This window comes from Corallococcus llansteffanensis (assembly GCF_003612055.1).
GTDB lineage: Bacteria > Myxococcota > Myxococcia > Myxococcales > Myxococcaceae > Corallococcus > Corallococcus llansteffanensis.
This window is the reverse complement of record NZ_RAWB01000273.1, coordinates 1-13176: the sequence shown is the minus strand read 5'-3', so window position 1 is coordinate 13176 and position 13176 is coordinate 1. Positions and strand designations below refer to the sequence as shown.

Genomic DNA, 13176 nt, shown 5'->3' with positions numbered 1-13176 from the left:
TGGAGGGGCGGCGGCACGGTGGGCCCTACCGGCTGCGGGTCGCTGGGAGGGGAGGCTTCATCCACCGTGTCGTCTCCTGCCCCTCCGCCCGGGGCGGAGGGTGGGTGCCGCGTGTGCTTCGGGATGCTGCGGAGCGGGGCTCAGGCCCGGTGCAGGTACGCGCGGAGGGCGTCCGCGAGTTGGTTCTTCCGGGGCAGGTCGGCCGCCGCCGCAGGGTCTCCCAGCTTCAGCTTCTTGTCCTCTTCCACGAGGATGCGCTGATCCAACAGGTACTCCACCGCGTTCTCCAGCGTCGTCTTCGCCAGCGACTCGGCGGCGGTGATGCGGCCGGCGTTGTATTCGCCGCGCCCCGTCTCCAGCGCCAGCTTCACGAAGGCCTTGCGGTCGGTGGCGATGCCCGCGGCCACGTCGGGCAGGGTCATCGCCGCGAGCAGGTAGGCCTCCAGGAAGTCGCGCAGCAGGTCCGCCATGAACTCCAGCTCCGGCTGCGCGTGCGCCTCGGGAGCCTGCTTGAGCGTGTCGCCGTCCTGGATGACCAGGCCCATGCGCGCGAGCCGCTCCACGCACTCGGCGAAGATGGTGTCGAACGACGCGCCCACCCGGTAGATGAACTCCACCTTGAAGAGGCGCGACAGGAACAGCGCGCGCGCCTTCACGATGTCGTAGGGCGCGGGTGTGCCGGCGAGCAGCGCGTTTGCCACGAGGCTGCGCGCGGCCACCAGGTTCATCAGCGTGTTCTTGTAGAAGGACATCTCCGCGCGGCGCGCGTCCTCCACCTGGTAGCTGACCTCGCCGCGCGCCTCCTTCGTGCGCACCATCTCGTCGGAGATGAACTCGCGCATGGCGTCCTGGATGGGGCCCAGCGTCTCCGGGTTGCTGGGCGCGTTGACCAGCTCCGGGGACAGCCGCGCGCCGTCCTCGAGCGCGATGCGGCGCAGCAGGCTGATCCGGTCCGTGAGCTCGCGCTGCGTGAGGCCGCGCCGGCGGTGGGCCAGCAGCGACGCGCTCACCAGCGCGTGCGGCGTGACGGTGGACACCTTGCTGATGCCGTACATCACCCGGTTGCCCAGCGCGCGGACCAGGCCCTTCTTCTGCTCGTCCGTCACCGGCACCTGCGGCGACAGGCCACGCGCCTGCATGAACTCCACCAGCGACAGCGGCTCGTCGAAGGTGAGGTGGATGCGCCCGTAGCGCGCCGCCAGCACCTTGGGCGCGCTCAAGAGGGCCTTGAGGTCCTCCGGCTTCTTCTCCCCGCCGGCCAGCTCCTTCGAGTAGCTGTCGGACTCCACGACCTTCTCGTAGTCGATGGAGACGGGCACGAAGTAGAGGTCGTTGCGCGCGCCGTCCAGCACCGCCTCCACCTGCCACGTGAGCATGCCCAGCTTGGGCGTCAGCAGCTTGCCCGTGCGTGAGCGGCCGCCCTCGGGGAAGAACTCCTGGTGGAGGCCGTCGTGCACCAGCTTCTTGATGTACGCCTTGAAGGACGCGGCGTAGACCTTGTCGCCCTTGAACGAGCGGCGCAGGAAGAACGCGCCGCATCGGCGGAACAGCGGCCCCAGGGGCCAGAAGGACAGGTTGGCGCCGGCGGCGACCAGCGGCGCCGTGTAGCCGCGGCTCCAGAGCACCCAGCTCATCACCAGGTAGTCCACGTGGCTCTTGTGGCTGGGGCAGAGCACCACCGGGGCGCGGCCCGCGGCCTTGAGCGCGCGGTGCAGGCCCGCCTCGTCCACGCCGATGCCGTCGTAGATGCGGTTGAACACCCACTCCAGCATGGGCGCGATGAGCGCCAGCACGGACGGGTTGGGCCGGGCCGCGATGGCCTCCAGGTTGCGCCGGGCCTCGCGATGCACGCTCGCCGGCTTGCGGCCGGTGGCGGCGGCGTGCTCGTCCAGCGTCTTGCGCAGCTGCCGGTCGCGCAGCGTCTCGTCGATGAGGCGGTCGGTGGGCTTCTGCGGCGGGCCGAACACCGCGCGCGTCTCACGCGCCAGGTGCACGTGCAGCGCGCTGCGCACCTTGCGCGCCAGCACCTCGTCGGTGGCCTGCGGGTTCTCTTCGATGAAGCGGCGCAGGTCGATGGGCTCTCCCACGCGGAACTGCGCGCGCTTGTAGTTGCGGAAGAACGCCACCATCGAGTGCACGAAGCCCGGCGCCTCCGGGCTGCCGAACACCACGTCCCGCCAGCCCGGCTTCAGCTTCGCGGCGCGCTTCTCCCAGACGAACAGCTCCGGCACCAGGAACACCGGCCGCTCAGAGCCGCGCGCCAGCCGCACCAGGGCGGGGAAGGGGTCCTCGCGCGTCTCCTTGCCGGAGGCGTGCAGGAGCGCCGTGCGGCGCAGGAACACGAGCCCGCTGCCGCCCTGCTGGCCGGCGTAGCGGAAGCGCTCCTCCACCGCGCCCGCGTGCGCCGTCTGCCGCCACGGCTTCGTGAACCAGGGGCGCAGGTTCACGACCGCGCGGATGGGCGGCATGGCCCGGCGGACCATGGCCCACGCGAGGTAGAGGAAGTTGATCCAGGCCGTGGTGCGCATGACGTGCACCACGAAGCCGCGGGCGCTGAGCGCACGCAGCTCGTTCTCGGCCTCGGGGGGGAACAGCACCCCGTCGAAGTACCGTGCCCCGAGCACCCGGGACATGGGACCGAATTCCTCCTTCAAGGCCTCTCCTTGCGTCACGGTCTGCACCAGCGCGGTGTCCACGGCAGCCCCCCAGGCTACATGTTTTCCGGCGTCGGGATGCCCAAGAGCCTCAGGCCCGCGGCCAGGGTGATGCGCGTCGCGTCCGTGAGGGCCAGTCGTGCCGCCCGCACCGGATCATTGCCTTCCACGAGGATGCGCTTGTCGCGCTCCTTGTTGCCAGCCGTGTAGTACCGGCTGTACGCCGCCGCCACGTCCAGCAACAGCCGCGCCACGAGGCTCGGCTCGTACTGCTCCGCCGCCGTGCGCACCACGTCAGGCAGGCGCATCAGCTCGCGCACCAGCGCCTGCTCCTCGGGAAGCGTCAGCAGCGCGGGATCGTAGCTCGCCGGAACGCCGCCGCCCTTGCGCAGCACGGTCGCGCTGCGCGCGTGCGCGTACTGGAGATAGGGACCGGTGTGGCCCTCGGGGCTCGTCACCTCGTCCCAGTCGAAGGTGTAGTCGCTGGCGCGGTTGTGCTTCAGGTCGCCGAAGGCGATGGCGCCCAGGCCGATCTGCTCCGCCAGCCCGTCGGGATCCTCTGTCACCAGGCTGCCCGAGGCGATGTTCGCGTCCACGAGCTTGCGCACGCGCTCCTTCGCCTCGTCCAGGACCTGATCCAGCTCCACCACCTGGCCCTTGCGCGTGCTCATGCCGTGGATGCGGCCGAACGGCACGTGGATGCACCGGTCCGCCCACGGCTGCCCCATCTCCTTCAGGGTGCGAAACACCTGGCGGAAGTGCAGCGCCTGGTCCTGCGCGACGACGTAGAGCGACTTGTCGAACTGGAAGCGCGCGTGGCGGTCCTCCGCCGCGGCCAGGTCGCGCGTGGCGTAGAGCGTGCTGCCGTCGTTCTTCTTCAGGAGGACGGGCGGCTCGTTCTCCGCGTAGGGCATGTCCACGATGATGGCGCCCTGCGACTCCTTCACGCCGGGCTTCTTCGCGATCTGGTCGATGACCGCGTCCATCCGGCCCTGGTAGCGGCTCTCCCCCTCGATGTGCTCGAAGGCGATGCCCATGCGCGCGTAGACGCGCTTGAATCCGGTGACGCTCGTCTCCCGGAACTGGTTCCAGAGCTTCATCGCCTCCGGCTCGTTGGCCTCCATGCGGCGGAAGAACTCGCGGGCCTTCTCGTCGAAGACGGGGTCCTCCCCGGCGCGCTTGTTGGCCTTGACGTACACCTCCACCAGGTGCGCCATGTCCGTGATGCGCGCCGGGTCGCCGTACTCCTGGAAGCCCACGGCCACGAGGCCGAACTGCTTGCCCCAGTCGCCCAGGTAGTTGATGCCCTCCACGCGCCAGCCCAGCGCGCGGTAGAGGTTCGCGATGCAGTGGCCCAGGAACGTGGTGCGGATGTGGTGGAAGCCAATGGGCTTGGCGATGTTGGGCGACGAGTAGTCGATGACCACCGTCTTGCCCTTGCCCTCCTCGGCGTCGCTGCCGTAGGCGACGCCCGCGAGCCGCACGCTGTCGATGACCTCCTGGGTGAAGGGCAGGGGCAGGAAGCGCGCGTTGACGTACGGGCCCACGGCCTTCACCTCCAGGCCGGGAACCTGGAGCGACTGCGCGAGCGCCGCGGCGATGGCGGGCGGCGCCTTCTTCTGCGCCTTGGCGAGCGGGAACGTGGCGAAGCTCAGGTCGCCGTGCTCGGGATCCGCGGGTTTCACCTGCGAATCGATGTCAGCGGCGGGGACGCCCAAAGCCCCGGCAAGAGCCTGGGCGAACGCGGCGCGGTAGCGGGAATAGACGGAAGTGCTCATGGGCCGCGCGGATACTACCCAAGGCGGGGCGCCTTCCTGCCACCTCTTCTGTGGCGAAGGCGCCCGGGGCGTCGTTCAGGGCACTGCGGGGCCGCGGCTGCGGGGACGCACCACCGCCGCCACGGTGTCCAGCAGCTTGGGCAGCTTCAGCGGCTTTTCGAAGTACCCGTCGATGCGGTCCGGACCTTCACCCGAGGTGAGGGACGCGACGTCGCTGGCGCCGGAGATGATGTAGACGACCACGTCCGCCAGGGACTCGGTGGTGCGGATGAAGTGCAGCACGGAGCGTCCGTCCTCGCCGGACAGCCGCAGATCCAACAGCACCATGGCCGGCCGGATGTGGGACAGGATGGAGCGCGCCTCGGCGGCGCCGGACGTGGCCATCACCCGGTAGCCCTCCTGCTCCAGCACCTGCTCCAGCACCTCGCGGCAGTCCACGTCGTCCTCCACCAGGAGGATGCCGCCCGCCTTGGGCGCCGCCTGGGTCAGGTCCGGGGCGCTGACGGCGCTCGCGAACAGGGGCAGGACCATCTGGAACGTGCTGCCCTCGCCCAGCACGCTCGTGGCGTCCACGCGCCCGCCGTGCAGCGCGACGATCTTCGCGACGAGGGGCAGACCCAGGCCCGCGCCCGGGGGACGCGGCATGCCGGGCTGCGCGCGGTAGAACGAGTCGAAGACGTGCTCCAGCGCCTCGGCCGTCATGCCCTGGCCGGAGTCCTTCACGGTGAGGGTACCCAGGCCCTCGGCGGACGCCACGCTCACCTCGACGACGTCGTCCGTCTCGCTGTGGTGGATGCCGTTCTCCACGAGGTTGTGGATGGCCTCGGAGATGCGCTCGCGGTCGCCGCGGACGAACACCTCCGGGCACGGCGGAATCACCACGCGCACGCGGCTGTGCTCGGCGACTGCGCCCAGCCCACGCACCACCTCTTCCGCCACGGCCTTGAGGCCGAAGGGGCGCTGGTTGAGCTGCATCTTCCCGGACGACAGCCGGGACATCAGCACCAGGTCGTTCACCTGCTGCAACAGCCGGTCGGAGTTGCGATCGCAGATCTGCACCGCGCGGCGCTGGCCGTCCGTCAGGGCGCCCAGCTTCTCCCGGCCCAGCATGGCCAGGTAGGCCTTGATGGTGGTGAGCGGGTTCTTCAAATCGTGGGACACATTGCCGAGCAGCTCCTCGCGGTTCTGCTCCAGGCTCTTGAGGCCCGCGATGGCCGTCTGCAGGTCCTTGTTGCGCCGGGCGCTGTCGTCGCGCAGCCGGGCCACCTCGTAGGCGGCGGTGAGCTGCGACGCCAGCGACTGCATCAGGATGTCGGACGCCCTGCGCCGGGCGCCCAGGACGACGAGCACGCCCGTCACGCCCTGCGGTCCCTCCAGGGGCACGGCGACGGTGTCGTCCTCGCGCAGCAGGACCTTGTCGGTGAAGCAGCGGCCCACCACGCCCTCGCCCGGGACGGCGGCGGTGACGCGCTCGTCGTAGCGGCCGCGCACGTGCTCCACATGGAGCTGGTTGCGCGACGGGAAGTGGCGCGCGACGTAGCAGACCTTGGGCTTGAGCAGCGTGTGGAGCGTCTGGAGCTGCGCCCGCAGGGCCTCGGTGGGGCCCGCGTTGTCGGTGAGCTGACGGCCCATCTCCAGCAGCGCCTGGGCGGCGGAGTCCGTGTCCACGGGAGGCGGAGGCTTCGCCGCCCGCTTCGGTGGGGACTTCTTCACGGTCGCGGCAGCGGGGCGCAGTTGAACGACTTCAGCGAGCTGCGGACCCTTTTTCTTCGATGGCACGCGTGAATCCTGCTTCATGTCTCGCGTGGGAGGGAACCACCCCGGTGTGTGCCAGCCCCCGGGGAGGGGGCCCATGTCCGGTGTCCGACAGCGCGAGCGTTCGCTGCCTGCTCATGCCCGGCGCTGGATGCGGCCGTCCTTGTCCAGGCTGTAGGGCTCCACGAGCGCGGCCTGCACCTTGTCCTGGTAGCCCTGCACCGCGAAGCCGCTCTCCGCCACGGCCGCCAGCGCGGCCGTCTGCACGCGGCGCGCGGTGTCCTCGGAGGTGAGCAGCTGGAGCAGGGGCTCCCGGGCCGGCTCGTACTTCAGGGAGCCCAGGACGTTGATGGCGGCGATCTTCACGTCGTCGGACATGTCCTCCAGGAAGGGGAGGACGGCGGGGGCCACGCGCGGGTCCTGCTTGCCCTGGACGTGGTGGAGCAGGACGACCTTCTTCTCCGGGTCGCGCGTGTAGCGGGACGACAGGTGCTGGAGCGTGTCGGTGATGACGCCCAGCAGCGCGTCCTCCGCCAGCAGCTCCTGGAGCACCCGCAGCGCCCACGACGTGGCGTGCTCGCTCTGCTTGAGGAACGCGCTCACCGGCGCGACGGCCTCCTGGCCGAAGCCCTTGATGAGCTCGAAGGTGTGCTCCTTCTCGTCCGCGTCGGTGGTGAGCGGGTCCACGGTGATGGTGAACCGGCTGAGCAGCACCGTCACGGCCTCGGGGTACTTCATCTCCCCCAGCTGCTGCAGGGCCTTCTGCCGCGTGGACGGCTCCCCATACTTCTGGGTCACCTTGGATTTGAGCTTGAGGGCTTTTTCGGGGCCCGAGCCGCCCGTGAGGAAATCGAAGAGACCCATAGGTACGTACCCGCTCCGGATTCGGAAGGTGGAGGCGCCATGTAGGACGGGGCGCCTTCCAGGACAAGAGGCAACAAGTAGCAACGAGAGGTCATCACACTACAGCGTCAACTCCCGGCGGACGTCGCCCCGGTAGGCCCGCGCCAGCGTTTCCGCGGCCGCGCGCACCTCGTCGGTGGCCTCCTCGGGGACCTTCACCTGGAGCAGGAGGTACATGTCGCCCGGCGCGCCTCCCCGGAGCGACGGCACGCCGCGTCCCTTGAGCCGCATCTTCCGGCCGGACTGTGAGCCGGGCGGCACCTTCAGCGTCACCTCGCCCTGGAACGTGGGCACGCGCACCTCGCCCCCCAGCAGCGCCTCGGACACCGTCACCGGCAGGTCCAGGTACAGGTCGTCACCCTCGCGGCGCACGAGCGGGTGCTCGGCGACTTCCGTCTCGATGTAGAGGTCGCCGGGGGGCCCGCCATGGACGCCCGCGGCACCCTGTCCTGCGAGCCGCACCTTGGAGCCCGTCAGGACGCCGGCCGGAATCTTCACCGTCAGCCGCGTCGTCTCCTCCTGGATCCCGTTGCCGCCGCACTGGGTGCAGGTCTCGGGGGCCCGGCCGCTGCCCCGGCAGGTGGGGCACACGCCCGAGCCACCGAACACGGCGCCGCCCCGTCGCGCCCGGCCCGTGCCGTTGCAGGTGGGGCAGGTGACGAGCTTCCCGGTGTGGCCCTCGCCGTGGCACTTGCCGCACCGGCCCGGGCGCTGGAGGGACAGCGTGCGCTCGGTGCCAGACACGGCCTCGGCGAGTGAAATCTGGACGCGGGTCGTCAGGTCGTCCCCGCGCTCGGCCGCCTGGGCGGCCCGGTACTGGCGGTAGGCCGTGGCCTTCTTCTCGTCGAAGCCGATCTTCTCCGCGTCCTCGCCGAACTCGTCGTAGAGCGGGCGCTTCTTCGGATCGCTCAGGACCTCGAAGGCGCTGTTGATGCGCTTGAACTTTTCCTCCGCGCTCTTGTCACCCGGGTTGACGTCCGGATGGTGCTGGCGCGCCAGCTTCCGGAAGGCCTTCTTGATCTCGTCCGCGGACGCCGTCCGTGGCACGCCCAGAATCTGGTAGTAGTCGTCCGCCATAGTTCTCGCCGTGCAGTACCCGACATCCAGGAACGTAACCAGCGGGGCGGTGAGCGCCAGCACGGGATGTCCGGACAGGGCCGGGATGGTTACAGTCGCCGGAAGATGAGGAAGGTCATGCCAGCACCGCGCGGACGTCGAGCGGTTCACCTGGGGCTGGCGTGCTGGCTGCTGGGCGCCCCCCTCGGGCCCGGGTCCAGCCTCTGGACGACCGCCCACGCCGCCGCGCCCGCGCCGGCCTCCCCCCGGGAGGAGGGCAGGGTGATGGACCGCGTCGTGGCGGTCATCGAGGGCCAGGTCCTCACCCAGAGCGAGCTGGAGATGGAGGCCCGGGTGGCGCTGATCCAGCGGGGGGCCGTGCAGGTCGCCGCCCTCCCGCTGGACGAGCAGACCCTCCAGGGAGCCCTGGAGTTCTCCATCAACCAGCGTCTCCAGGTCCTGAGCGCGGACCGGCTGCAGGCCTTTCCCGCCGAACCTGCGGAGGTGGAGGCCCGTCTGGAGGCGTTCCGGATGAGGCTGGGAGGGGAGGAGGGGCTGAAACGCTTCCTCGCCCGTCATGACGTGGACCAGGAGGCCCTGCTGGCGGTGCTGGCGCGGGGGCTCCGGGCGGAGCGGATCCTGGACAGTCGGGTGCGCTTGAAGGCACAGGTGAGCGAAGCGGAGGTGCGCCACCATTATGACGAACACCGGGACCTCTTCCCCGGCGAGTTCGACCAGGCGGCGCGCACGGCCATCCGCGAACAGCTCGTGCGGGCGCGCTACGGGGAGCTGGCGGCGCAGGCCCTGGCTGAAGTACGCAAGTCGGCGCAGGTGCGGCGCGTGGCGCCCTTCGCGCGGGAGGCACGGCGATGAGACGGCTGCGGGAGGACGGGACTCCCGAAAAGGCGCAGGGCTTCATCCTCCGGCAGATGACCGTGGACGACATGCCGGCGGTGATGGCGCTGGAGAAGCAGTCCTTCAAGAACCCCTGGTCCCCGGAGCTGCTCCAGCGCGAGCTCCAGCACGACTGGTCCACCATCCTGCTCGTGGAGGAGCCGCTGCCCGAGGGCGGCGTGGCCCTCCTGGGGCTCGCCATCTTCTGGATCGTCCACGACGAGGTCCACGTCCTCAACGTGGCCACCGCCCCCGTCCACCGTCGCCGGGGTGTCGCGCGCACGGTGATGGAGGAGGTGCTGCGCCGGGGCGTCGCGCGCCGCTGCTCCCTGGCCACGCTGGAGGTGCGCCGGGGCAACGAGTCCGCGCTCAACCTCTACCGCTCGCTGGGCTTCCGGCCGGTCGGCATCCGGCCGAACTACTACGCGGACGAGGGCGAGGACGCGATCGTGATGGTCCTCGACTTCTAGGATTGCGCGGAGTAGAGCGTCCGGCCCGGGGATTGGCCATGCTTGACACCCGGGGGCCCCTCCCTATACTCGCGGGCCTTTCTGTAGCCTGTAGGTAGATATGCTCCGCTTTCGTGTGTCCGGAAGCGGTTCCCATCGAAGAAGAGGTTTCAGTGCCGACCATCAGCCAGCTCGTCCGCAAGGGCCGCGAGAAGCTCAACATCAAGGGCAAGAGCCCTGCCCTGAAGGAGTGCCCCCAGAAGCGCGGCGTGTGCACCCGCGTCTACACCACGACTCCGAAGAAGCCGAACTCCGCGCTCCGCAAGGTGGCCCGCGTTCGTCTGACCAACGGCATCGAGGTCACCTCCTACATCCCCGGCGTGGGTCACAACCTCCAGGAGCACTCGGTGGTGATGATCCGCGGAGGCCGCGTGAAGGACCTCCCGGGCGTTCGCTACCACATCATCCGCGGCACGCTGGACTCCGTGGGCGTTGCCGGTCGCAAGCAGAGCCGTTCGAAGTACGGCGCGAAGCGTCCCAGCTAGTCCCCCCGCGCGTCGTTGGCGCGGAACACCTTCGCAGTCCTTGAAGCAGTGTCGGACGCTGGCCCCACACCCTGGGGAGTGTCCTTTCGAAATCCAAGTCTTGAAGCCCCGCGAAGCTTTCCTCTGAAGAGGGGAGTGGGGCGTAAGGGAAGAGATGCCTCGTCGTCGCGTAGTCGCCAAGCGGAAGATTCTCCCGGATCCGAAGTTCCAGGACCGGCTCGTCACCAAGTTCGTCAACGACCTGATGCGCAAGGGGAAGAAGTCCATCGCGGAGGGCGTGTGCTACGGCGCCTTCGCCCTCATGGAGGAGCGCGCGAAGGAAGACCCCCTCAAGACCTTCAAGAAGGCCCTGGACAACGTCAAGCCCGTGCTTGAGGTCAAGAGCCGCCGTGTCGGTGGCGCGACCTACCAGGTCCCCGTGGAGGTCCGTCAGGATCGCCGCGTCGCGCTCGGCATGCGCTGGATCATCTCCTACGCCAAGGCGCGCGGTGAGAAGACCATGCAGGAGAAGCTGGCCGGCGAGATCATGGACGCCGCCAACAACCGCGGCAACGCGGTGAAGAAGCGTGAAGACACGCACAAGATGGCGGAGGCGAACAAGGCCTTCGCGCACTACCGCTGGTAGGTCCCGTCAGGGGCTTCGCGGTCGCCGCCCGGATGCGCTATCAGCGTCCGGGCGGTTTTGTTTGTCAGCACAGCAGGTTCTCTGAGATGTCCGGTCGGTGGGTGGGCAGGGCCGCTTCCGGCGCCTCCCGCCTCCCTGGAAGGAACTGAGTCATGGCCCGTGAGTTCCCCCTCGAGCGCTACCGCAACATCGGCATCATGGCGCACATCGATGCCGGCAAGACGACCACCACCGAGCGGATCCTGTTCTACACAGGCGCCATCCACAAGATGGGCGAGGTGCACGAAGGCACCACCACGACGGACTGGATGGTGCAGGAGCGCGAGCGCGGCATCACCATCACCTCCGCCGCCATCAGCGCGTTCTGGGAGCGCGAGGGCCACCGCTACCGCGTGAACATCATCGACACGCCGGGGCACGTGGACTTCACCATCGAGGTGGAGCGCTCGCTGCGCGTGCTCGACGGCGCCATCGCCGTGTTCGATGCCGTGAACGGTGTCGAACCGCAGTCGGAGACGGTGTGGCGCCAGGCGGACCGCTACAAGGTCCCGCGCATCTGCTTCATCAACAAGATGGACCGCGTGGGCGCGGACTTCGAGATGTCCGTCGGCACCATCCGCGAGAAGCTGGGCGCGCGTCCCGTGCGCATGCAGCTGCCGCTGGGCGCCGAGGACAAGCTCAAGGGCGTCATCGACCTGGTCCGCATGAAGGCGCTCGTCTTCCAGGAGCAGGAGCAGGGCAGCAAGGTCGACATCGTGGAGATTCCCGAGGAGTTCCAGGCCGCGGCGGAGGCCGCGCGCGCGGAGCTGCTGGAGGCCGCGGCCGAGCAGGATGACGCGCTCACGGAGAAGTTCCTCGAGGGCCAGGAACTGACCGAGGAAGAGGTGCGCCGCGCCATCCGCAAGGGCTGCGTGGGCCTGAAGCTGTTCCCCGTGTTCTGCGGCTCGGCGTTCCGGCACAAGGGCGTCCAGCCGCTGCTGGACGCGGTGGTGGACTACCTGCCCAGCCCGCTGGACGTGCCACCCATCCAGGGCAAGACGCCCAAGGGCGAGGACGCGGTGCGCGAGACGCGCGACGACGCGCCCTTCAGCGCGCTGGCGTTCAAGATCATGAACGACCCGGCCTTCTCCTCGCAGACGCTGACGTTCCTTCGCGTCTACTCGGGGAAGCTGGAGGCGGGTACGGCGGTCTGGAACTCCGTGAAGGGCAAGCGCGAGCGCGTCAGCCGGCTCGTGCAGATGCGCGCGGACAAGAAGGACGAGCTCACCGAGTGCTACGCTGGTGACATCTGCGCCGTGGTCGGCCTGAAGCTCGCGACGACGGGCGACACGCTCTGCGATGACAAGCAGCAGATCGTGCTGGAGCGCATGGAGTTCCCCGAGCCGGTCATCGACATCGCCATCGAGCCGAAGTCGACCGCGGACCAGGACAAGATCATCCAGTCCCTGCAGCGGCTGGCGATGGAGGACCCGTCCTTCCGCGTGCGCACCAACGAGGAGACGGGCCAGACGCTCATCGCCGGCATGGGCGAGCTGCACCTGGAGATCATCGTCGACCGGCTCCTGCGCGAGTTCAAGGTCGACGCGAACATCGGCAAGCCCCAGGTGGCCTACCGCGAGACGGTGACGACCACCCAGACGGCGGAGGGCAAGTACATCCGCCAGACGGGTGGCAAGGGCCAGTACGGCCACATCCACCTGCGCGTGTCGCCCAACGAGCCCGGCAAGGGTTTCGAGTTCATCAACAGCATCACCGGAGGCGCCGTGTCCAAGGAGTTCGTGGACGCCGCGCGCGACGGTGCCCGCGAGGCCATGCAGAACGGTCCCGTGGCGGGCTACCCCATGGTGGACGTGAAGGTGGAGGCCTACGACGGCTCCATGCACGACGTGGACTCGTCGGAGATGGCGTTCAAGATCGCCGGCTCCCTGGCCTTCAAGGACGCGGTCAGAGCGGCCCAGCCGGTGCTCCTGGAGCCCATCATGGCCACCGAGGTCCTCACCCCCGAGGCCTCCATGGGCGACGTCATTGGCGACCTGAACGGCCGGCGCGGGAAGATCCTGGGGATGACGCCCCGGCCTGGCGGCGTGCAGGCCATCCAGGCAGAGGTGCCCCTGGCCGCCATGTTCGGCTACTCGACCGACCTGCGGAGCAAGAGCCAGGGAAGGGCGACGTACACCATGCAGTTCAAGCACTACGCAGCCGCGCCCAAGTCCGCGCTCAACCGCTGACGCCCTGGCTGGAGGGGAAGCCGCCGGGCGAATTGTATTGACGTTCCAGCGGCTTTGAAGCACACGCAGCACCGCTCGGGAGTTCTCTCCCAAAGTTCCAGACCGCCGGGGTTGCACCGGTGCCGTCGTGAGGAGTGGTTCATGTCCAAGGAAAAGTTCGACCGCAGCCTGCCCCACGTGAACATCGGAACGATTGGGCACGTGGACCACGGCAAGACGTCGCTGACGGCGGCCATCACGAAGGTGCTCGCGAAGTCCGGCGGCGCCACGTTCATGGCGTACGACCAGA

Annotated in this window: 11 protein-coding genes; 6 read left to right on the top strand and 5 right to left on the bottom strand. The window is 69.2% G+C overall.

The features are described from left to right. Positions 1-140: 140 nt before the first annotated feature. The 5 genes from D7V93_RS24060 to D7V93_RS24040 form a co-directional block, all read right to left on the bottom strand. The gene (locus D7V93_RS24060; protein ID WP_120645634.1) at positions 141-2696 is read right to left on the bottom strand and encodes a 1-acyl-sn-glycerol-3-phosphate acyltransferase; all 2556 of its coding nucleotides are present in this window, start codon (positions 2694-2696) and stop codon (positions 141-143) included. A gap of 14 nt (positions 2697-2710) precedes the next feature. After that, the gene (gene argS, locus D7V93_RS24055) at positions 2711-4432 is read right to left on the bottom strand and encodes an arginine--tRNA ligase (protein WP_120645633.1); all 1722 of its coding nucleotides are present in this window, start codon (positions 4430-4432) and stop codon (positions 2711-2713) included. 75 nt (positions 4433-4507) lie between these two features. Then, positions 4508-6211, bottom strand: coding sequence for a hybrid sensor histidine kinase/response regulator (locus D7V93_RS24050; RefSeq protein WP_120645632.1), 1704 nt, complete (start codon positions 6209-6211; stop codon positions 4508-4510). A gap of 111 nt (positions 6212-6322) precedes the next feature. Next, positions 6323-7051, bottom strand: a complete 729-nt coding sequence (locus D7V93_RS24045; RefSeq protein ID WP_120645631.1) for a HEAT repeat domain-containing protein — start codon at positions 7049-7051, stop codon at positions 6323-6325. A 99-nt stretch (positions 7052-7150) separates the two neighbouring features. Then, positions 7151-8167, bottom strand: coding sequence for a DnaJ C-terminal domain-containing protein (locus D7V93_RS24040; protein WP_120645630.1), 1017 nt, complete (start codon positions 8165-8167; stop codon positions 7151-7153). A 264-nt stretch (positions 8168-8431) separates the two neighbouring features. Between D7V93_RS24040 and D7V93_RS24035 the strand changes: the two genes are divergently transcribed. From D7V93_RS24035 to D7V93_RS24010, 6 genes are all read left to right on the top strand, one after another. After that, positions 8432-9019 carry a hypothetical protein gene (locus D7V93_RS24035; RefSeq protein WP_244237474.1) on the top strand — a complete coding sequence of 196 codons (588 nt, stop codon included), beginning with the start codon at positions 8432-8434 and terminating at the stop codon, positions 9017-9019. Continuing rightward, positions 9016-9510, top strand: a complete 495-nt coding sequence (gene rimI, locus D7V93_RS24030) for a ribosomal protein S18-alanine N-acetyltransferase (RefSeq protein ID WP_120645628.1) — start codon at positions 9016-9018, stop codon at positions 9508-9510. Before D7V93_RS24035 ends, rimI begins: the two co-directional genes overlap by 4 nt. Positions 9511-9662: 152 nt before the next feature. Then, a complete protein-coding gene (gene rpsL, locus D7V93_RS24025; RefSeq protein ID WP_014395857.1) occupies positions 9663-10034 on the top strand; it encodes a 30S ribosomal protein S12 in 372 nt (123 codons plus the stop codon). A gap of 154 nt (positions 10035-10188) precedes the next feature. Further along, positions 10189-10659 carry a 30S ribosomal protein S7 gene (gene rpsG, locus D7V93_RS24020; protein ID WP_014395858.1) on the top strand — a complete coding sequence of 157 codons (471 nt, stop codon included), beginning with the start codon at positions 10189-10191 and terminating at the stop codon, positions 10657-10659. Between the two features lie 152 nt (positions 10660-10811). After that, positions 10812-12887, top strand: a complete 2076-nt coding sequence (fusA, locus tag D7V93_RS24015) for an elongation factor G (RefSeq protein ID WP_120645627.1) — start codon at positions 10812-10814, stop codon at positions 12885-12887. A gap of 141 nt (positions 12888-13028) precedes the next feature. Then, a partial coding sequence (locus D7V93_RS24010) for a GTP-binding protein (protein ID WP_233582667.1) occupies positions 13029-13176 on the top strand: 148 nt, incomplete at its 3' end.

What these genes read in the sequence shown, in the direction of transcription:
- argS (WP_120645633.1), bottom strand. Translation starts at nt 4,432, where the DNA reads ATGAGCACTTCCGTCTATTCCCGCTACCGCGCCGCGTTCGCCCAGGCT.
- D7V93_RS24045 (WP_120645631.1), bottom strand. Translation starts at nt 7,051, where the DNA reads ATGGGTCTCTTCGATTTCCTCACGGGCGGCTCGGGCCCCGAAAAAGCC.
- D7V93_RS24040 (WP_120645630.1), bottom strand. Translation starts at nt 8,167, where the DNA reads ATGGCGGACGACTACTACCAGATTCTGGGCGTGCCACGGACGGCGTCC.
- D7V93_RS24035 (WP_244237474.1), top strand. Translation starts at nt 8,432, where the DNA reads ATGGACCGCGTCGTGGCGGTCATCGAGGGCCAGGTCCTCACCCAGAGC.
- rimI (WP_120645628.1), top strand. Translation starts at nt 9,016, where the DNA reads ATGAGACGGCTGCGGGAGGACGGGACTCCCGAAAAGGCGCAGGGCTTC.
- rpsG (WP_014395858.1), top strand. Translation starts at nt 10,189, where the DNA reads ATGCCTCGTCGTCGCGTAGTCGCCAAGCGGAAGATTCTCCCGGATCCG.
- fusA (WP_120645627.1), top strand. Translation starts at nt 10,812, where the DNA reads ATGGCCCGTGAGTTCCCCCTCGAGCGCTACCGCAACATCGGCATCATG.